This is a genomic window from Phenylobacterium immobile (ATCC 35973) (assembly GCF_001375595.1).
Classification (GTDB): Bacteria; Pseudomonadota; Alphaproteobacteria; order Caulobacterales; family Caulobacteraceae; genus Phenylobacterium; species Phenylobacterium immobile.
The window spans coordinates 87,575-105,177 of record NZ_CVJQ01000002.1 but is presented as its reverse complement, the minus strand read 5'-3'; the positions used below and the strand labels follow the sequence as shown (position 1 = coordinate 105,177).

The following is a 17,603-nucleotide window of genomic DNA, read 5'->3' as shown; positions in this document are numbered from 1 at the left end:
AGTTCCCGCCCGCAGGGGGAGATTTTGCTCGCCTGCAAGAAAGTTCATGTTCCGTGCCGGGAACATCAGAGTCACCGGGGCGCATCAAAAACTTCCCATGGCTCAGCTTGTAGGAACAAAGAGAGAACAATAGGATAGTCCGATGACTATCCTCGACGTTCGGCAGAAGCTTGCGATCCTGGCTGACGCAGCCAAGTACGATGCCTCCTGCGCCTCGTCTGGCGCAACGAAGCGGAATTCGTCGGACGGCAAAGGGATTGGCTCGACCGAGGGGATGGGCATTTGCCATGCCTATGCGCCGGACGGTCGCTGCATCAGCTTGCTGAAAATTTTGCTGACCAACTATTGCATCTACGACTGCGCCTATTGCGTGAACCGTGTGTCGTCCAATGTCGAGCGGGCCCGGTTCTCGGTGGAGGAGGTGGTGGACCTGACCCTCGGGTTCTATCGCCGCAATTACATCGAGGGCCTGTTCCTCTCGTCGGGCATCATCCGGTCGGCGGATTACACCATGGAAGCCATGGTCCGGACGGCGAAGACTCTGCGGCAAGTCCATGATTTTCGAGGTTATATCCATCTCAAGATAATCCCCGAGGCCTCGCTTGAGCTGGTGCGACAGGCGGGTCTGTTCGCGGACCGGATATCGATCAATGTCGAGCTGCCGCGGGACGAGAGCCTGGCCAGACTGGCGCCGGAAAAGGATCCGCAGGTAATCCGTAAGGCGATGGGCGCGGTCCGGCTGGATGTCGAGGCAGCCAAGGAGCCGGCGCGGAAAACCAAGCCGCCGTCTTTTGCGCCAGCCGGCCAATCGACCCAGCTGATCGTCGGGGCGGACGGCGCCAGCGACGGCGAAATCCTCAAGCGCAGTGAGACGCTGTACGGCGCATACCAACTGCGGCGTGTTTATTACTCAGCGTTTTCGCCGATCCCGGATTCAACCTCCAGGCTGCCGTTGGCGCGACCGCCGCTGATGCGCGAGCACCGGCTCTACCAGGCCGACTGGCTAATGCGGTTCTATGGATTCGAGCGGGCCGAGATCGTCGATGAGGATTGCGATCTGGAGCTCGACAAAGACCCGAAGCTGGCCTGGGCGCTGCGGCGGCGAGAGGCCTTTCCAGTGGATATCAACAAGGCCGACCGCGAACGGCTTTTGCGGGTGCCAGGGCTGGGCGTGCGAGCGGCGGATAAGCTGATTCAAGCGCGACGGTTCACGCGGCTGACTTTGGCGGACTTGGGCCGCGTGACGCGCGGGGTGGCTAAGATGAAACCCTTCATCATCGCCGCCGACTGGACGCCGGGGCGATCCGGGGATGGTGAAACGGTCGCCCCTCAGCCTGAACAGTTGAGCCTGTTCTGATGGCGGTGGTGCGGCTTGAGTCCGAAATCGATATCGCCGGCTGGCGGCGTGCGGCGCGGGTGCTGCGGGCGCAGGGCGCGCGGGCTGAGGAGGTGGTCTGGACGGTCGGCCCGAACCTGTTTGAAGAGGCGTCGATGGATCTTGAGGCGACGGCGAGCTTCACCGTGCCACGGGCGTTCGTGGAACTGGCGGACCGCGTGCTGCTGCATCGGTCGGGCGAGCGGTTCGATCTGATGTATCGGTTGCTCCGGCGCCTCGGAGGGGAACCGAACCTCCTGAAGATCGAAACAGACAGCGAGGTCGCCCAGGCTTTGTTGATGGCTAAGGCGGTTGATCGGGCGGCGCACAAGATGCGGGCCTTCGTGAGGTTTCGTGAAATTGAGACCGGCGAAGGCGCCGGGGCCTTTGTGGCGTGGTTCGAGCCAGCCCATCGGGTGACGGAGCTCGTGGCGCCATGGTTCGCGCGCCGCTTCACCAACATGGATTGGAGCCTTCTTACTCCAGATGTCAGTGTCCACTGGGACCGCACAGCGTTGACCCTCGGCCCAGGCGCGGATCCGGCGGACGTCCCGCACAGCGACGCTTTGGAAGCGCATTGGCGAACCTACTATGCGGCCATCTTCAACCCGGCGCGGCTGAACGTGGCGCAGATGACAAAGGAAATGCCCAAGCGCTACTGGCGGAACCTGCCGGAGGCCGCGCTCATTCCAGAACTCGTCGCCCGCGCCGAAAGCCGCACTGAAACCATGGTGATGAAGGCGCCCACCGAGCCTGATCGTCGGATCGTGCGCCAGGCGCATAGGGCCGCGCGAGATGGCTCCTTCGAGGAAGCGCCGCGTGAAAGTCTGGAGCTGATCGCAGCGGGCGTTGACGCCTGCCGCCGCTGTCCACTTTGGAAGGATGCGACCCAAGGTGTGCCGGGCGAGGGGCCGCCGAGGTCGCGATTGATGTTTGTCGGGGAGCAGCCAGGCGATCAGGAGGATCTAGCCGGGGCGCCCTTCGTCGGACCGGCCGGCCAGGTTTTCGACCGGGCGATGGCGGAGGCCGGCGTAGACCGCCGTGCGGCCTATGTCACCAACGCAGTGAAGCACTTCAAACACGAGCTGCGCGGCAAGCGACGGATTCACCAGACGCCGACCTCATCTGAGGCGCAGGCTTGTCGGTGGTGGCTCGACGGTGAGCGCCGGCTGGTGCGGCCGCGGGTGATCGTAGCCTTGGGTGCGACGGCGGCGGGCTCCGTATTCGGCAAGGCGATGCCGATCGGCAAGTCGCGGGGCCAAGCCTTTGAGTTGCCCGACCAGGCGCAGGGCGTGGTTACCTATCACCCCTCCTACCTGCTGCGTATTCCCGATGAGCGGGCGAAGGTCGAGGCCTATTCAGCCTTCGTCGCGGACTTGAAGTTCGCTGGCGAACTGGCGGGCTGAAGGGGCTCTAGGGCGGCAAGGTCAAGGCTGATGCGACCGCCGAAAGGTCCTTCCATCACCAAGGCCGCGCGTTGGCCCACAGGGCTTTCGAGGACTTCTGCCAGACGGCCCGACCAGAGCCCGCGGTTTATATAGACCTTGTCGCCAATGGCGGGTCGCCGCGCGCTTCGATCAGGCTGGGTGTGATCGTGCCGCGGCTGCTCGGCTTGGATTTCGGCGATGGCCTGATCAGGAATGACGACGGGGCGGCGTTCACCGTCGGCGTCGCGCCAGCCGACGAGGTGGTGGACGCCGTCGATCCGCTGAGCGGCGAGAAGCGCCGTCGGTGTGCAACGGACGAACAGGTAGCCCAGGAAGAGTGGGTGGCTCGCCCGAGTTTTGGTGCGCCGGATTCGACTCCAGCGGACTTCCACAGGCAGGAAGGTCTCATAGCCCAGGGCGACGAGGCGCGCCTGGGCGGCCCCTTCCTGCCGGGTCGCGCAGCGCAGGGCGTACCAGGCGCTCATTGGCCGGGCTCGACGGCGGCGGCGAGCGCTTCGGGCGCGACGCTGAACAGCTCCGCCAGGTCTTCGATGCTGGCGCCCATGCTGGCGTAGGTCTTCGACCAGCGCAGGATGGCGGGGGATAGGGCCCGCAGGCGCACGACGTCCGCGGGCGGTTCGATCGCGTCCTCGTCCTCGTGATCGTCCGGCGTCGGGCGAGCCAACGGGCCAAGCGCCAGGGCGATCGCGGCCGCGGCCTCGCGCTCCGCCGCCCGGAAGCCAGGCGGCGGATCGCGGCGGGCGTCCCAGATTTGCTCGGCTTGGACGCCAAGGAGGCGCGCGGCGCGGCTGACGGGCCAGGCAAGGCGGTCGGCAAGCGCGCTGGCGCAAGCCTGAGCCCCGCAGCGGGCGCGGGCGCCGGACGAATCGCGTGCGGCGTCTGGCTCTTCGGACAGAGCGAGCGTGGCCGCGAGGAGCGCGCGGCCGATGAGGTCGGACGTGGAGGGGGTCTGGATCAACATGCCAATATGATGCAAAATGCACCAAACGTATTCAAGTGCATTTTGCATCAATCATGTGTATTAGGTTGGGGATGAGTTTGATCGAGGCCCAACAATGACGCCAGGCGAGCGACTGAAGCAGGTCCGGGAACGGCGTGGCGTGCCCAGCGCCAAGGAAGCGGCAGAGGCCATGGGCGTGCCCGTGGCGACCTACATCCAGCATGAGAACGGGGTGCGGGGGGTACGTCCGGAACGGGCGCAGCAATACGCGATCTTCTATGGCGTTAGCCCGGAGTGGATCGTTTATGGCAAGGGTGACGACGCGGCGGACAAGGCGGGCGCGACCGTGCCGCTCGTAGGATACGTCGGCGCAGGGGCCGAGGCGCACTTTTACGCCTCGGCGGATGACGGACTGGGCGAGGTTGAGGCGCCGCCGGAGGCGACGACCGATACGCGCGCCGCCGAGATCCGTGGCGAGAGCCTGGGGCCGCTCTTCGAGGGGTGGCTGGTGTTCTATGACGACGTGCGCACGCCGGTGACGCCGGATCTGATCGGCCAGTTGTGCGTGGTCGGACTTCCGAACGACAAGGTGCTTGTGAAGAAACTTCGGTTGAGCCGGACACCCGGGCTCTACCACCTGTTGTCGAACAGCGAGGCGCCAATGCTGGACCAGGAGGTGGCCTGGGCCGCCAAGGTCAAGACCATGCGCCCCCGCTAGTGCGTTTCGCACTGGACAATAAATAATGCGTATCGCATCATGCAGGCATGACCACCGCTCGATTAGTCAGCCTTGCCCTGAGGAGGACCGCGCCCGCCCGCCGCCGAGCCTTACTGGTCGCATTGATGCGCAGCGCCGCGGAGAGCCTGGCCGTCATTCGCGGCCTCGAGGGCGCGGCGGAAGAGGCCTATCGGCTGGGGGACTGCATGGCCACCCGGGAAGGAAGCCGACCAGGACGGGCGGACTAGCCGGGTCACCGCGCCCGTAGTCTAGTTCTTCGACGAACAGGCTAGGAGTATACTGGTGCAGCAGACGATCACCATGGCCGAGGCGCTGCGCATGCAGGCTGCGGCGCTGGCCAAGGCGGAGGAATTCGGCGTCGCCGTGGCCGTAACCATCATCGATGCGCACACCCATCTGGTGTCATCCATCCGCATGGACGGGGTGGAATGGGTCTGGTTGCCAGACGATGCGCGAAGCAAGGCGATGGTGACGGTGGTCTGGCGCGGGGAGCCTAGCGGCCCGTTCCGCGACCGGGCGGCCAGTCCGATGTTCACCTGGCTGAACAACCACTATCAGGGCAAGCTGCTCTACCTGCAAGGCGCAGTGCCGATCAAACGCGGGGCCCACCTGCTGGGCGCCATTGCGGCCAGCGGCGCCAGCGGCGAGCAGGATGAAGAGATCGCGTGGGCGGGCGCGAACGCTCTGGAGGCTTAGCGCCGCCGTCGTTAGGATCGCGGCATGAAAACACGCGCCGCCGTGGCCTTTGCGCCCAAGACCCCGCTCGAAATCGTCGAAGTCGACCTGGAGGGCCCCCGGTTCGGCGAGGTGCTGATTGAGATCAAGGCGACCGGCGTCTGCCACACTGACGCCTACACACTTGACGGCCTGGATTCGGAGGGCTTGTTCCCGTCGATCCTGGGCCACGAAGGCGCAGGCGTGGTGGTCGAGGTGGGGCCGGGCGTCACCAGCCTGGCGGTCGGCGATCACGTCATCCCGCTCTACACGCCGGAATGCCGGCAGTGCAAAAGTTGCCTCTCGCGCAAGACGAACCTTTGCACGGCGATCCGTGGGACCCAGGGCAAGGGGCTGATGCCGGACGGCACGAGCCGGTTCTCCTACAAGGGCCAGGCGATCCATCACTACATGGGCTGCTCGACCTTTTCGAATTTCACGGTGCTGCCGGAAATCGCGGTCGCCAAGATTCGCAAGGACGCGCCCTTTGATACGGCGGCCTATGTCGGCTGTGGGGTGACGACAGGGGTGGGCGCAGTGGTGAACACCGCAGGCGTCGAGGCTGGGACCAACTGCATCGTCTTCGGGCTGGGCGGTATCGGCTTGAACGTGATCCAGGGCCTGAAGATGGTGGGCGCTGGCATGATTGTCGGCGTCGATATCAACCCGGCGCGCGAGGAATGGGGCCGCCGGTTCGGCATGACACACTTCGTCAATCCAAAGGCAGTGGGCGGCGATCTCGTGGCGCACCTGACCGCGCTGACTGATGGCGGGGCCGACTACACGTTCGATGCGACCGGGAACACCGAGGTGATGCGACAAGCGCTGGAGGCCTGCCATCGGGGCTGGGGCGAGAGCGTGATCATCGGCGTGGCGGAGGCCGGCCGCGAAATCTCAACGCGGCCGTTTCAACTGGTGACCGGCCGTGTCTGGCGTGGCTCCGCATTTGGCGGCGCACGCGGACGGACCGACACGCCGAAGATCGTCGACTGGTACATGGACGGGAAGATTGAGATCGACCCTATGATCACCCACCGGCTGCCGCTGGATCGGATCAATGAGGCCTTCGACCTGATGCATGCGGGCGAGAGCATCCGCACCGTGATCGTCTACTGACGCAAAAAGGCCGCCCCGCATGGGCGGGGCGGCCTTTGTTTTCAGAGCGCTCGAAGAGACCCTAGCGGTAGTAATCGGCCGGGCAGGGGTCTCCCTTGGCGATTTGATTACCGATAACGGCGCCGGCGACGCCGGCGACGGTGCCGACGGCGCGGTTGTTGGAACGGTCACGCTCGCAACGGGTCTCGTAGCGGCCGCCGGCGTAACGGTCGCCGCGGTAGCCGTAGCCGCCGCTGCTGGCGCAGGCCGAAAGGGCGGTCGCGGCGGCGAGGGAGACGCAGATCAGGGGCAGGGTGCGCATTGGGTAGTCCTCCAGCTTTGCACACCAAACGGCCTAGCTGAGATTGAGGTTGCATCGGCGGCGGTAAGTTCTTATTATGTTCTTAATCCCGCAGCGCTGAATCGCGCGCGCGCGGACGGACGACCGGCGGGGCCGCAACGCGCGGCGTGAAACACTCCCTCAGCGAGGGGCGCCGATCCGCAAGGCCCTGGGCATGATGCGCCGGGTCTAGAGGGCGAAGCTATGGGCGTGCGCCCGATTTGCCAGTTTTGCAGTTCATTGCGAGGTGACGCTCATGGTCGATGAAGCGCCGGATTCGGCTGGGCCGTCGAAGCCCGAGCCTGGGCCGCCAATCCTCACCGCTCAGGCCCTCCGCAAGGCCGCACGCGCCCATAGCCGCGCGGCGCTGGACGCCCTGGCCGCGGTCGCGGGCAATGCCAATGATAGCCCGGCCGCCCGGATTTCTGCGGCGAATGCGATCCTGGATAGGGCGTTCGGCAAGTCGCGTGCGGAAGGGGCCGGAGACACCGATCGACCGCGTCCGAAGGTCGATCGGCGCTATGAGAACGTGATCGTCTATCCGCCGGCCGGCGGCTGGGATTGATGCTGAAGCGGGGGCATGCGCCGGCGTTCAAGCCGCTTCTCGAGCCGGCCAGATACAAGGGCGCCTATGGCGGGCGCGGATCGGGCAAGAGCCACTTCTTCGCGGAGGAGCTGGTGTTGCGATGCGTGGACGATCCGACCATGCGGGTGGTGTGCGTGCGCGAGGTCCAGCGTTCGCTGGACCAGTCGGTCAAAAAGCTGCTGGAGGACAAGATCGAGGCGATGGGCTTTGGCGCCTGCTTCGAAGTGCGGGCCGGCGAAATCCGCGTGCTGGATGAGCGCGGACGCAAGCGCGGGCTGATCATCTTCCAGGGCATGCAGGACCACACGGCAGCGTCGATCAAGTCGCTGGAAGGCTATCGCATCGCCTGGGTGGAGGAGGCGCAGTCGCTGTCGAAGCGGTCGCTGGAGCTTTTGACGCCGACGCTGCGGGCGCCGGGCGCAGAGATCTGGTTCTCTTGGAACCCCGACCTGCCATCCGATCCGGTCGACGCCTTCATGCGCGGCCCGGGCGTCGCCGATGACCCTGAGGTGATCTGCGTCGGCGTGACCTACAACGACAATCCCTGGTTCCGCGACACGTCGCTGCTGGCCGACAAGGCGCGCGACCAGCGTCGCGATCCGGACAAGTACAAGCACGTCTGGTTGGGCGGCTATGACGACAAGGGAGAGGCGCGGGTGTTCCGCAACTGGACGGTGCGCGAGTTCGAGGCGCCGGCCGGCGCTCAGCATCGGCTGGGGGCGGACTGGGGATTTGCGACGGACCCGACCGTGCTGGTGCGCTGCCACCTGGAGGCGCGCCAGTTGTTCGTCGACTACGAGGCCTGGCTGGTCGGCTGTGAGATCGACCATACGCCGGCGCTCTTCGACAGCGTGCCGGAGTCGCGGCGGTTCTTCATCACCGCCGATTCCGCGCGGCCGGAACTGGTCAGCTACATGCAGAGGAGCGGATTTCCGAAGATCGTCGCGGCGATCAAGGGGCCGGGCAGCCTGGAGGACGGGATCGAGTTCCTGAAGAGTTACGACATCGTCGTGCATCCCAGGTGCAAGCACGTGATCGAGGAACTCTCGACCTATTCCTACCGCACCGATCGCCAGAGCGGGGCGATCCTGAGCGAGCTCGAAGACCGCCGCAACCACACCATCGACGCCCTGCGCTACGCCTGCGAGGGCGCGCGGCGGGCTGGGCCTGTGCGGCCGCCGAAGCGCGAGCGGCGCGAGGCGATGGGCGCGCAGGGATGGATGGCGGGGTGAGAGCCCTGGAGAAGCTGAGATGAAAGCTCCGACCCTGATGCTCCAATTTGCCGTGACACGGTCTGATCTCGGTCCCCATGTGTTCTTATGTCTCGCGACCTGAGCCCAAAGCTGGCGCGCCGCGATCTGCGCAATGCGCGACGGCTGCAAATCGTGGCGCTAGCCCTGCGGTCAGCGCGCCTTTGCGATCCGCAGGTTTGTTGGGTCAATGTAGGGCTCCATCGAGGTGTGGCAGAAGCCTGACGTCATGCCCACGGCGAGGTTCAGGCTCGCGCAGTCGTGTACGCGCCCGGTGACCGCGAACCACCGGGGCCTGTGGGCCGAGCGGCGCAGGGCGAGACCGGACACGACGAGGGAGCGGCGGACGTCTTCGCCCCAGAGATCGATAGGCTCCGCCATCGCTTCACGATCCGCATAGAGGCGATTGTCCACGGCGATCCCGCTCACGATGACGCACTTCTCGGCCCAGTTGCGCAGATTGGATCGGACCGTCTCGATGGTGGTCGCCGTTGCGACGGCCGGGGTGCAGGCGGGCGCGGCCGGCATGGTCTGAGCCGCAGCGAGCCGCGGCGACAAAAGGCACAACACCACGGCGAGGCAGGGGGCGACGCGCACGCGGTGACGCTGTCGGCTGGGCCTTCGCGTGTCAATCAAGGGAGACGTTCATGAACCATCGGCTTTCGGCCGAGGGCGCCGCTGCGCCTGATCACGATGATACCGAGACCTTCCTGGCGGAGGTGCGGCGCAGGTTCCAGGAGGGCGTCGACGCCGACCGCGAGAATCGCGAAGTTGGTCTCGACGACCTGAAGTTCCTGACCGGCGAGGGACAGTGGGACGAGCGGGTCGAGGCGCAACGCCTGAAGAAGGGGCTGCCCTGTCTGCGCATTAACACTTTGCCGCAGTTCGTGGGCCAGGTGGCCGGCGACATACGGCTGAATAAGCCGGCGATCCGGGTGCGTCCGGCGGAGGACGGCGATCGGCAGGTCGCTGAGGTTCGGCAGGGGCTGATCCGCTTCATCGAGAACCGGTCGAACGCCGGCATGGTCTATTCCATGGCCGGCGAGGACCAGGTGGCCTGCGGCCTGGGGCATTTCCGCATCGGGCTGGAATATGCGGCCGATGACGCCTTCGACCAGGACATCCGCATCCGCCATGTGCCGAACCCCTTCGGCGTGGTCTGGGACCCCCAGTCGACGGACCCGACGGGCGCCGATGCGCGCTGGTGTTTCGTGGTCGACGAGATGGACCGGGCGAGCTTCAAGGCGGCCTATCCCGACGCCGAGGGTTCAAGCCCGACCGCGACGCCTGGCGAGGGCGGCTGGACCGGCCGCGACACCATACGGGTGACTGAGTATTGGGAGATGGTGGAGCGGCCGCGCACTCTGGCCGTGGTGCTGCGCGGGCCCCAGGCGCAGCCGCAGATCCTGGACATCACCGGGCGGGAGGAGGCGTTCGAAGGCCTGATCCTGACTGGGCCGGATGGGCGGCCGCGGATGCGCAAGGCGATGCGGCGGACGGCGCAGATGTGGCTGACCAACGGCCATGAGCTGCTCGAGCCCGAGCCCTATGAACTACCGATCAGCCGGCTGCCGATCTTCAAGGTGACGGGGCGCGAGGTGCGTACCGGTGAGCGACGCTATCGCTTCGGCCTGATCCGCTTCGCCAAGGATCCGTTGCGGATGAAGAACCTGTGGCGCTCATCCGCCGCGGCGTGGCTGGCCCAGGCGCCGCGGCAGCAATGGCTGCTGCACGCGACGGATGAGGCGGAGGCCGACCGCTATCGCAACGCCTCACAGACCGGCGACCCGGTGCTGATCTGGTCTGGGCAGACGCCGCCGCAGCGCTTGGATCCGCCGAGCTCGCCGGCGGCGCTACTGCAGGAGGCGCAGTTCAACGACCAGGACATCAAGGACGTCACCGGCCTGCATGACGCGAGCCTGGGGATGCGGTCGAACGAGACGTCCGGAAGGGCGATCCTGGCGCGGGAGCGGCAGGGCGACGTGGCGACCTTCATGTATCACGACAACCTGAGGCTCTCGATCAAGGCCTGCGGGGAGGTGGCCAATGAGCTGATCCCGCTGGTCTATGACACGCCGCGCACGGTGATGATCCTGGGCGACGACGAGACCCTGAAACAGGCGCGCGTCAACGACTCCTCCGCCGACGGCGGACTGATCGACCTGAAGATCGGCAAGTACGACGTTGTGGTGGAGAGCGGGCCGTCATTCTCGACGCGCCGCGTCGAAGCGGCCGAAAGCATGATGGCCTTCGTCCAGGCTGTGCCGCAGGCGGCGGCGCTTGCCGGCGACCTGATCGCCCGCGCCCAGGACTGGCCGAGCGCCGAGGTGATCGGCGAGCGCCTGAAAAAGGCGCTGCCGCCGGGGCTGGTGGAGGAGCCGCGTGACGCCGGCCTGCCCGATCCGCGGGTAATGGCGCAGCAGCAGCGCGCGATGCAGATCCAGCAGGCGGCGCAAGCGGCGGCCATGCGCAAGGCCGAGCTGGAGCTGGCCGAACAGGCTGCTCGGGCAAGGCTTGCGGAGGCGCAGGCGGCGAGGGCGGAGATGGAGGTCCAGCGGTTGGCTTCGCAGCAACTGGGCCTCGGCGCGCCAGGCCAATTATGAACGGAGCAAACCATGCCTAGCCGATCGAACTTGCGCAGGCCCCAAGCACGCGGGCCGACGTTCGCCGCGCCATGGGTCAAACACGCTCTCGGCGCGCCGCGTGGGCGACCGTATCGAATGGAAGGTGACGAAGAAGATGGGCCGTCACTCGGCCGCCGCGGGCCGATACACCGACATGGTCGGCCTGCCGGGCATCGCCGTCGTCCCGGCGGGGCCGACGGCGCGCCTATGGGCAGGTGGTCCCGGCGACGACGGCCTTGGTGGTGATCGATATGGTCGCATTAAGCCTTGCCTTCGGCCGATAATGTTCCTATTATGTTCCCAATGACGCCGCATAGATCGTAGCGTCGGGACAACCGGCTGGGCCGCAATGCACGGCGCGAAACACTCCCTCAGCGAGGGTGGCCGATCCTCGGAGCACCGGGCACGACGCCGGGCTCTCAACTGCGAAGCTATGGCTTTCGCCCACACTAGATTTTCGCGCCGGAAGGAGGCTCCGCCTTCCGGGTTGACGCGCTGACCCGGGGCGTAAGCGAACCTCCATGACCCATGACGAGATGAACGGCGCGCCGGATGGCGTGGCTGCGGACGATGCTGTCTATGCGGACGGCGCGAATTTTGCGCCCGAGGCGGAGGACTTCGGCGAACATGATCCCGCCGCGGCGACAGAGGAGGAGGCGCACTTTTCGCGCCGTCGCTCTGTCCAGAACAGGATCGACGAGATCACCCGCGAACGACGCCAGGCCGAGCGGGAGCGCGACTACTGGCGCGACCAGGCCACGGAGTCGGACGAGGCGGAAAGTTATGCGCCTTTCGACGTGACCGATCCCGGCCACATTCGCGCGCTGGCCGCGGAGGAGGCGAGACTCGCCTTCGCCGAAATCGCCGAGCGCGCGCAGGCCGAGCATGAGCGCAGCCAGGCGCACGCCGCCTGGGACGCGCGCCAACAGGCCTTCAGCCAGGAGGCGCCTGACTACTTCGACGTTCTGCACGCCACCGACTGGCCTTGCAGCGAGGTGATGGCCGAGGCGATCCGCACGTCTGACGACGGCGCGGCTGTGGCCTATCATCTGGCGGCGAACCCCGACCAGGCTCGGCGCATCGCGCGCCTGCCGGCGCTGGCTCAGATCCGCGAGATCGGCCGGCTCGAATCCCAACTGGGCCGCGGCCCCATTCCCAACCTCATCAGCCAGGCTCCCCGGCCGCCGGCGCAAATCCGCGGTTTCGGCGGGCGCTACCGCGTCTCGCCCGACACCATGGATTTCGCGGCGTTCGACAAGGCCTACGGCTGAGCCTCAGCAGAAAGATTTAAACAGAGATGGCTCATGCATTCGCTCCGCCGAAGGTCTTCGCCAACGCGGGCCTGAAGCTTCTGAAGAACAGCCTCGTCCTGGCCAAATTGGCCGACAGCGAGGGAGTGGACAAGACCTACAGCACCGAGACTGGCGGCGGTAAGCCGGGGGGCACGGTCTATGTGAAGCGGCCGCCGGAATTCATCGTCCGCGACGGCAAGAACGCGGCTGCGCAGGAGGTGCTGGAGGGCGAGGTCGCTGTCAGCGTCGACAAGCAGAAGGGCGTGGACGTGCAGTTCACTTCGCTGGAGGAGACGCTGAGCGTTGGTGCGCTGCTGAAGTCCAAGGTCATGGCCTCGTCGATGGCGGCGCTGGCGTCGCAGATCGACTCGGACCTGATGGCGACGACGCTGGAGTTCCCCAACTGGGTGGGCACGCCCGGCCAGCTGGTGGACTCGGCGGCGGACTTCTTCCGCGCGCCGGAGCGGCTGGACGAACTGGCGATTCCGCAGACGGACCGCAAGGCGGTGCTGACGCCGTCGGACACATACGCCATGGCCGGCAATCTGCTGGGGCTGGCCGCCCAGCAAGGGGAGGTGGCGCGCAACGCCCTGGAGAAGGCCAAGATCCCGATCCTGGGCAACACCGATCCCTACATGACCCAGACGGTGGCCTCCCTGACCTGCGGCACGCGGACCAATGGGGCGGTGAACGGGGGGTCGCAGGATGTGGCTTTCGCCGCCGTCCGGACGAGCTATCAGCAGACCCTGAACATCGATGGCGTCGGTAATGGCGGCACGATCAAGAAGGGCGAGGTGTTCAGCATCGCCGGCGTCTATGCGGTCAATCCACGGACCAAGGCGGTGCTGCCGTTCCTGGCGCAATTCGTGGTGCTGGCCGATGCGACGGCCAATGGCTCTGGTCAAGTCGCTCTCACCATCGCCAATCCCATCATCGTCGAGGGCGCCTACCAGAACGTCTCGGCAGCGCCGGCCGACAACGCGGTGGTGACCTGGATGGGGACGGCGGGATCGACCTACCGGCAGAACGCGGCCTTCCACAAGACGTCGCTGAAGCTGGTGAGCGCCAAGCTGGTGACGCCGTTCTCGGGCGCGGCCGATTATTCGACCGACCCTGAGACGGGGATTTCGGTCCGCTATTGGCGGTACTCAAACGGCGACAGCGACACCCACAATCACCGCTTCGACGTGATCTACGGCTGCGTGAACGTCGATCGCCGCCTGGGCGTGCGCCTGAGCGGCGCGGCGTAACCTGATGCGCGCTGCGGCCCGCCCAACGGGGCGGGCCGCTCTCTTTCCGAGGAACATCACATGACCACCTGCCGGGATCTGATCGATCGGGCGGGTCGCCAGCTTGGCGTGCTGGCGGCCGGGGAGACGGCGTCGGGCGACGACGCGGCCGACCTGATGCGCCACCTCCAGGACCTGATCGTCGACCTGCCGCTGTTGCTGGATGGGGCCTGGGACGAGGTGCGGCTGACGAGCGCGCTGGCCTACGAGGCGAGTGACGGACAGAGGATCGTGCGCGGGGCCTATCCCGGGGCGGTGATCACCTTGCCGACGACCGCACAGGACGGCGCGCGGGTGCAGATCGTGGGCGGCCCGGACGCCGGGCTCTATGTGTTCGTCGCCGAACTGGCGGCCTGGTCGCGGATCGACAACCTGTCGATCGCCGATGAAAGCCCGTTCGGGCGCAAGGATGATGCGGGGCTGGCGGCGCTGATCTGCGCCAGCGCGGCGGAGGAATACGGCGTGCCCCTAGGGCCCGTCGCCGCCCAGCGGGCGCAGCGGGCGATCGCGGCGTTTCGGGCGCGGTTCTATCGGCCGATCCTGGGCGCAGCCGAACCGGCGCTTCCGGGGCTCAGCAGCCGGGACTTAGGCTGATGGCGCCTTTGCCGCTCAATCGCTCGGCCTATGCACGGGCGCAGCTGCCGCCGCTGCTGTTGAAGAACATGCTGTACGAGCCGACCCCGGCCAATACGGAGGATCAGACCTCTCTGGTTCCGCGCCCGCGTCTGAAGGCGTTTTCGGCGCCGGGCGCGGGGCCGATCCGGGGCCTTTACCGCAAGGGCGGCGTGCTGGCGGCGGCAGGTCACTCTGGCGCGATCTTCGCCCTGTCGGGTTCGACCCTCCACCGCGTGAACCAGACGACGGGCGCGGCCGTGAGCCTGGGGACCGTCGACGGATCGGGCCTGCGGATGAGCGCCGAGGGCCACCTGCACTGGCTGGTGCTGACCTGCGGGACGACGCTCTACAAGACTGACGGGGAGACCCTGGTCGAGGCGGGGTTTCCCGAGAGCCAGGCCTACGCCGTCGACATCTTGAACGGCTACTTCCTGGTGGCCTCGGTGGCGGGGCGATTCTACTGGTCGGACATCGCCAGCAGCGACCCGACGTTCACGTCGTATGCGACCGCCGAGAGCGCGCCGGACGACCTGTTCAGCCTGAAGGTGATCGGCGACGAGCTGTGGCTGTTCGGCCGGCTGACGACGGAGGTCTGGCAACCTACGGGCGATCAGGACCTGCCGTTCCAGCGGATCAACGGCCGGGTGTTCAGCATCGGGGTGACCGCCCGCGACACCGTGCAGAAGCTGAACATCGCCGGTGTGGATACGGTGTGCTGGCTCGGCACCGATCGGCGGGTCTATCGCACGGCGCCCAACCCCGTGCGGATCAGCGACGCCAGCTTGGAGGAGCGACTGGAGCGGGCCAGCGTTTCGGCGACCGACAACGCCGCCAACCCTTACGCCTGCACGATCAGCTGGGGCGGACACGACCTCTATGTGCTGCATGCGCCGGGGGAGGGGAGCTTCGCCTACGACCTGTCGACGGGCGCCTGGGCCGAACTGACGAGCCATGGACGGGACCTGTTCCGCGGGGCGGTGAGCGCGGTGGGGCCGAACAACATGGCGCTGCTGGGCGACGGCTACGGCGAGGCGGTGTGGGTGCTGGACAATGACGGCCGGACGGACGGCGAGGACCCGGTGCTGTTCGAGTTTTCCGCCCTGCTGGAGGCGGAAGGCCCGCCGATGCGCTGCGCCAATGTGATGCTGGATATCGCCACCGGCGAGGCGGCCGCGCCGATGGATGATCCGACCGTCAGCCTGTCGGTCTCCGACGATCGCGGCCGGACCTGGAGCCCGCCGGCGGCGCGGCCGATCGGCCGGCAAGGCGTCCATCCGGCGGTCGCTTGGCGCAGGCTTGGGCGGGTGCGGCGGCCGGGCCGCATCCACCTATGGCGCACGACCGAGCCGGTCGTGGTGACCGGCGCGCGGTTCAACGAAGAGGGACCGCGCTGATGGCGTTGAAGCTTCCGGCCCTGGACAAGGCCGCCCCCATCGTCGAGACGGCGTTCGGCCGGATCACCCCCTATTTCCAGCGGTTCTGGCAAAACGTGACGAGCGAGGTGGCCCGCGCGATCGAGGCGGTGGAAGTCGTCATTCCTGACGAGTTATCGCTGAAAGCGCCGCTTAATTCGCCAAAGCTGACGGGTTATGCAACGGCGCCCACCGCGGACCCGGGGTCAGCGACCACGCAGATCGCGACCACCGCCTTCGCCGCCGCGGCCGACGCGGCGCAGCGGGCCGAGGTGGATGCGGCCCTCGCCTTGAAAGCGGCCCTGGACAGCCCAGCCCTGACCGGCGCGCCCACGGCCCCGACCGCCACGGCCGGAACGAGTACGACGCAGATCGCGACGACCGCCTTCGCCACGGGGGCGCTGGCTGATCTCTACAACCATTTCATCGCCGGCGCGCCAGCGGGCCTGGACACTTTCGCCGAAGTGGCGACGGCCCTGGGCGGCAAGGCGGACACGACGAGCGTGGATGCGGCGTTGGCGACGCTGGAGGCGGAGAAGGCCGGGAAGGCCGCGTTCGCCGGCCTGGGCGCGCCGACGGGCGCCGCCGACGGCTCGGCCTTCGATATCGCGACCGTCACCCTGCCGCAGCTGGCGGCCTATGTGGCGGCGCTGCGCAACGCCGGAGCGTCGTGATGGCGCTGAGCCTTGAGCGGGACCCGCGGTTCTGGGCCGCTGTGCTGGCCGCGCCGGAGGTGGCGCGCGGCGCGGCCTTCGACCAGGCGGTGGATATCGCAGCGATCGTGGCGAACCCGGCGGTCCTGCCGCTGCGCGCGACGCACGGCGGCTTTCTGATCTGCGCGCTGGATCCGCCGGGATGGGTGCGCGAGCTGCACAGCCTGTTCCGTAAGGAGGGCTGGGGCCGGGAGGTCCACGGCGCGGCCAAGGCGGCGCTCGCCCTCTGCTTCGGCCAGGGCATGCAGGCGCTGGTCACCTATGAGGCGCGGGCGAACCCGCGGTCGCGGCCGCCGCGCAGCTTCGGTTTTGAACCCATGGGCGACTTCATCGTCGCCCCACACTTGGCCCGCGAGGGCGCCGCGCTGGCCGAAGCCGAGCTGCGCGGCTGGATTTTAACGCGGCGGGCCTGGGAGGGCGCGCCGGCTTTCAAGAGGATGACGCGGACATGCCTGTAGCTTCCCTCGCGCCCGCCCTCGGCGCGGGCGCATCGCTCCTTGGCGCCAACGCAGCGGCCAAGGCCTCCCGCCGGGCGACCGACGCGACCCTGGACCTGCAAAGGCAGCAGTTCGACCAGATCCGCGCCGACCAGCAGCCCTATATGAACGCGGGCTACGCCGCCCTGGACGACCTACGCGGCGATCTCGACGCGGGGCCGAACTGGAGCTTCACCCCACAGCAGTATGTGGAAAGCCCGGGGCTCAACTTCCTGCTCGATCGCACGCTCGGTCAGGTGCAGGCGCGCGCCGCGGCGGGGGGCTTTCGCCTGTCGAACGCCACGCTGCAGCAGCTGGCCGACTCCACCCGCGGACTTCTGGCGCAGGACTATTACCAGCAACAGGGTGTCAGCCGCGCCAACTATGAGAGCGATCGCAACTGGCGTACGAGCGGCCTGACCAACCTCGCCAACTGGGGTCAGGGCGCGGCGGGCCAGGCGGGCGCGGCCGGCCAAGCCTACGCCAACAGCGCCGGCAACGCGCTGCTGGCCAACGCCGGGGCGCAGAGCAAGGCCGCGACGGATTCGGCGGGCGTGTTCAACGACCTGTTGAGGGGCCTTGGGCCCTACTACGCCAAGCCGGCGCCGGCGACGACGTCGCCCACTCAGCGTCGGCAAGGCTACGGCTCCCTGGATCCATCGTCGAGGCTCGTCTGATCGTCGAGCGACCGGCGG

19 protein-coding genes are annotated in these 17,603 nt (G+C 67.3%); 15 read left to right on the top strand and 4 right to left on the bottom strand.

Annotation, left to right across the window (positions count from 1 at the left end):
- Positions 1 to 142: 142 nt before the first annotated feature.
- The gene (locus BN1313_RS14605) at positions 143 to 1,357 is read left to right on the top strand and encodes a putative DNA modification/repair radical SAM protein (RefSeq protein ID WP_091742964.1); all 1,215 of its coding nucleotides are present in this window, start codon (positions 143 to 145) and stop codon (positions 1,355 to 1,357) included.
- Positions 1,357 to 2,781: a UdgX family uracil-DNA binding protein gene (locus tag BN1313_RS14600; RefSeq protein ID WP_091742962.1), complete on the top strand. Its 1,425-nt coding sequence runs from the start codon at positions 1,357 to 1,359 to the stop codon at positions 2,779 to 2,781. Before BN1313_RS14605 ends, BN1313_RS14600 begins: the two co-directional genes overlap by 1 nt.
- On the opposite strand, the gene nusG is transcribed toward BN1313_RS14600, so the two are convergent.
- Together nusG and BN1313_RS14590 are read right to left on the bottom strand one after the other, a co-directional pair.
- Complete coding sequence (gene nusG, locus BN1313_RS14595; RefSeq protein WP_091742960.1) at positions 2,730 to 3,287, bottom strand: transcription termination/antitermination protein NusG; 558 nt, start codon at positions 3,285 to 3,287, stop codon at positions 2,730 to 2,732. The genes BN1313_RS14600 and nusG overlap by 52 nt on opposite strands.
- The gene (locus BN1313_RS14590) at positions 3,284 to 3,784 is read right to left on the bottom strand and encodes a hypothetical protein (protein ID WP_091742958.1); all 501 of its coding nucleotides are present in this window, start codon (positions 3,782 to 3,784) and stop codon (positions 3,284 to 3,286) included. The genes nusG and BN1313_RS14590 overlap by 4 nt, the downstream gene beginning before the upstream one ends.
- A 94-nt stretch (positions 3,785 to 3,878) precedes the next feature.
- Between BN1313_RS14590 and BN1313_RS14585 the strand changes: the two genes are divergently transcribed.
- The 3 genes from BN1313_RS14585 (at position 3,879) to BN1313_RS14575 (ending at position 6,332) form a co-directional block, all read left to right on the top strand.
- Positions 3,879 to 4,481: an XRE family transcriptional regulator gene (locus BN1313_RS14585; protein ID WP_091742957.1), complete on the top strand. Its 603-nt coding sequence runs from the start codon at positions 3,879 to 3,881 to the stop codon at positions 4,479 to 4,481.
- 303 nt (positions 4,482 to 4,784) lie between these two features.
- Complete coding sequence (locus BN1313_RS14580) at positions 4,785 to 5,198, top strand: GlcG/HbpS family heme-binding protein (protein ID WP_091742955.1); 414 nt, start codon at positions 4,785 to 4,787, stop codon at positions 5,196 to 5,198.
- 24 nt (positions 5,199 to 5,222) lie between these two features.
- Positions 5,223 to 6,332 carry an S-(hydroxymethyl)glutathione dehydrogenase/class III alcohol dehydrogenase gene (locus BN1313_RS14575; protein ID WP_091742953.1) on the top strand — a complete coding sequence of 370 codons (1,110 nt, stop codon included), beginning with the start codon at positions 5,223 to 5,225 and terminating at the stop codon, positions 6,330 to 6,332.
- A 61-nt stretch (positions 6,333 to 6,393) separates the two neighbouring features.
- Here the strand turns inward: BN1313_RS14575 and BN1313_RS14570 are convergent, their stop codons facing one another.
- Positions 6,394 to 6,633: a hypothetical protein gene (locus tag BN1313_RS14570; protein WP_091742949.1), complete on the bottom strand. Its 240-nt coding sequence runs from the start codon at positions 6,631 to 6,633 to the stop codon at positions 6,394 to 6,396.
- A 274-nt stretch (positions 6,634 to 6,907) separates the two neighbouring features.
- On the opposite strand from BN1313_RS14570, the gene BN1313_RS14565 reads away from it, so the two are divergent.
- Together BN1313_RS14565 and BN1313_RS14560 are read left to right on the top strand one after the other, a co-directional pair.
- Positions 6,908 to 7,216, top strand: coding sequence for a hypothetical protein (locus tag BN1313_RS14565; protein ID WP_091742946.1), 309 nt, complete (start codon positions 6,908 to 6,910; stop codon positions 7,214 to 7,216).
- A complete protein-coding gene (locus tag BN1313_RS14560) occupies positions 7,216 to 8,469 on the top strand; it encodes a PBSX family phage terminase large subunit (RefSeq protein ID WP_091742944.1) in 1,254 nt (417 codons plus the stop codon). The genes BN1313_RS14565 and BN1313_RS14560 overlap by 1 nt, the downstream gene beginning before the upstream one ends.
- 171 nt (positions 8,470 to 8,640) lie before the next feature.
- Here the strand turns inward: BN1313_RS14560 and BN1313_RS14555 are convergent, their stop codons facing one another.
- Positions 8,641 to 9,084, bottom strand: a complete 444-nt coding sequence (locus tag BN1313_RS14555; RefSeq protein WP_091742942.1) for a hypothetical protein — start codon at positions 9,082 to 9,084, stop codon at positions 8,641 to 8,643.
- A gap of 50 nt (positions 9,085 to 9,134) precedes the next feature.
- On the opposite strand from BN1313_RS14555, the gene BN1313_RS14550 reads away from it, so the two are divergent.
- The 8 genes from BN1313_RS14550 (at position 9,135) to BN1313_RS14515 (ending at position 17,585) form a co-directional block, all read left to right on the top strand.
- Complete coding sequence (locus BN1313_RS14550) at positions 9,135 to 11,090, top strand: portal protein (RefSeq protein WP_091742941.1); 1,956 nt, start codon at positions 9,135 to 9,137, stop codon at positions 11,088 to 11,090.
- Positions 11,091 to 11,632: 542 nt separating this feature from the next.
- Positions 11,633 to 12,382: a hypothetical protein gene (locus BN1313_RS14545; RefSeq protein ID WP_091742940.1), complete on the top strand. Its 750-nt coding sequence runs from the start codon at positions 11,633 to 11,635 to the stop codon at positions 12,380 to 12,382.
- Between the two features lie 26 nt (positions 12,383 to 12,408).
- Positions 12,409 to 13,653 carry a P22 phage major capsid protein family protein gene (locus tag BN1313_RS14540; protein WP_091742939.1) on the top strand — a complete coding sequence of 415 codons (1,245 nt, stop codon included), beginning with the start codon at positions 12,409 to 12,411 and terminating at the stop codon, positions 13,651 to 13,653.
- A gap of 60 nt (positions 13,654 to 13,713) precedes the next feature.
- A complete protein-coding gene (locus BN1313_RS14535; RefSeq protein WP_091742936.1) occupies positions 13,714 to 14,286 on the top strand; it encodes a hypothetical protein in 573 nt (190 codons plus the stop codon).
- The gene (locus BN1313_RS14530) at positions 14,286 to 15,701 is read left to right on the top strand and encodes a hypothetical protein (protein ID WP_091742935.1); all 1,416 of its coding nucleotides are present in this window, start codon (positions 14,286 to 14,288) and stop codon (positions 15,699 to 15,701) included. Before BN1313_RS14535 ends, BN1313_RS14530 begins: the two co-directional genes overlap by 1 nt.
- Positions 15,701 to 16,393 carry a hypothetical protein gene (locus BN1313_RS14525; protein WP_091742934.1) on the top strand — a complete coding sequence of 231 codons (693 nt, stop codon included), beginning with the start codon at positions 15,701 to 15,703 and terminating at the stop codon, positions 16,391 to 16,393. Before BN1313_RS14530 ends, BN1313_RS14525 begins: the two co-directional genes overlap by 1 nt.
- Positions 16,393 to 16,890 carry a hypothetical protein gene (locus tag BN1313_RS14520; protein ID WP_091742932.1) on the top strand — a complete coding sequence of 166 codons (498 nt, stop codon included), beginning with the start codon at positions 16,393 to 16,395 and terminating at the stop codon, positions 16,888 to 16,890. Before BN1313_RS14525 ends, BN1313_RS14520 begins: the two co-directional genes overlap by 1 nt.
- Entirely contained in the window at positions 16,881 to 17,585 is a 705-nt protein-coding gene (locus tag BN1313_RS14515) for a hypothetical protein (RefSeq protein ID WP_091742930.1), read from the top strand. The genes BN1313_RS14520 and BN1313_RS14515 overlap by 10 nt, the downstream gene beginning before the upstream one ends.
- Positions 17,586 to 17,603: the final 18 nt, after the last annotated feature.

Bases quoted from the DNA above. Each gene is read 5' to 3' on its own strand.
- BN1313_RS14605 (WP_091742964.1), top strand. From the start codon at position 143: ATGACTATCCTCGACGTTCGGCAGAAGCTTGCGATCCTGGCTGACGCA.
- BN1313_RS14600 (WP_091742962.1), top strand. From the start codon at position 1,357: ATGGCGGTGGTGCGGCTTGAGTCCGAAATCGATATCGCCGGCTGGCGG.
- nusG (WP_091742960.1), bottom strand. From the start codon at position 3,287: ATGAGCGCCTGGTACGCCCTGCGCTGCGCGACCCGGCAGGAAGGGGCC.
- BN1313_RS14590 (WP_091742958.1), bottom strand. From the start codon at position 3,784: ATGTTGATCCAGACCCCCTCCACGTCCGACCTCATCGGCCGCGCGCTC.
- BN1313_RS14585 (WP_091742957.1), top strand. From the start codon at position 3,879: ATGACGCCAGGCGAGCGACTGAAGCAGGTCCGGGAACGGCGTGGCGTG.
- BN1313_RS14575 (WP_091742953.1), top strand. From the start codon at position 5,223: ATGAAAACACGCGCCGCCGTGGCCTTTGCGCCCAAGACCCCGCTCGAA.
- BN1313_RS14570 (WP_091742949.1), bottom strand. From the start codon at position 6,633: ATGCGCACCCTGCCCCTGATCTGCGTCTCCCTCGCCGCCGCGACCGCC.
- BN1313_RS14565 (WP_091742946.1), top strand. From the start codon at position 6,908: ATGGTCGATGAAGCGCCGGATTCGGCTGGGCCGTCGAAGCCCGAGCCT.
- BN1313_RS14560 (WP_091742944.1), top strand. From the start codon at position 7,216: ATGCTGAAGCGGGGGCATGCGCCGGCGTTCAAGCCGCTTCTCGAGCCG.
- BN1313_RS14550 (WP_091742941.1), top strand. From the start codon at position 9,135: ATGAACCATCGGCTTTCGGCCGAGGGCGCCGCTGCGCCTGATCACGAT.
- BN1313_RS14545 (WP_091742940.1), top strand. From the start codon at position 11,633: ATGACCCATGACGAGATGAACGGCGCGCCGGATGGCGTGGCTGCGGAC.
- BN1313_RS14540 (WP_091742939.1), top strand. From the start codon at position 12,409: ATGGCTCATGCATTCGCTCCGCCGAAGGTCTTCGCCAACGCGGGCCTG.
- BN1313_RS14535 (WP_091742936.1), top strand. From the start codon at position 13,714: ATGACCACCTGCCGGGATCTGATCGATCGGGCGGGTCGCCAGCTTGGC.
- BN1313_RS14530 (WP_091742935.1), top strand. From the start codon at position 14,286: ATGGCGCCTTTGCCGCTCAATCGCTCGGCCTATGCACGGGCGCAGCTG.
- BN1313_RS14525 (WP_091742934.1), top strand. From the start codon at position 15,701: ATGGCGTTGAAGCTTCCGGCCCTGGACAAGGCCGCCCCCATCGTCGAG.
- BN1313_RS14520 (WP_091742932.1), top strand. From the start codon at position 16,393: ATGGCGCTGAGCCTTGAGCGGGACCCGCGGTTCTGGGCCGCTGTGCTG.
- BN1313_RS14515 (WP_091742930.1), top strand. From the start codon at position 16,881: ATGCCTGTAGCTTCCCTCGCGCCCGCCCTCGGCGCGGGCGCATCGCTC.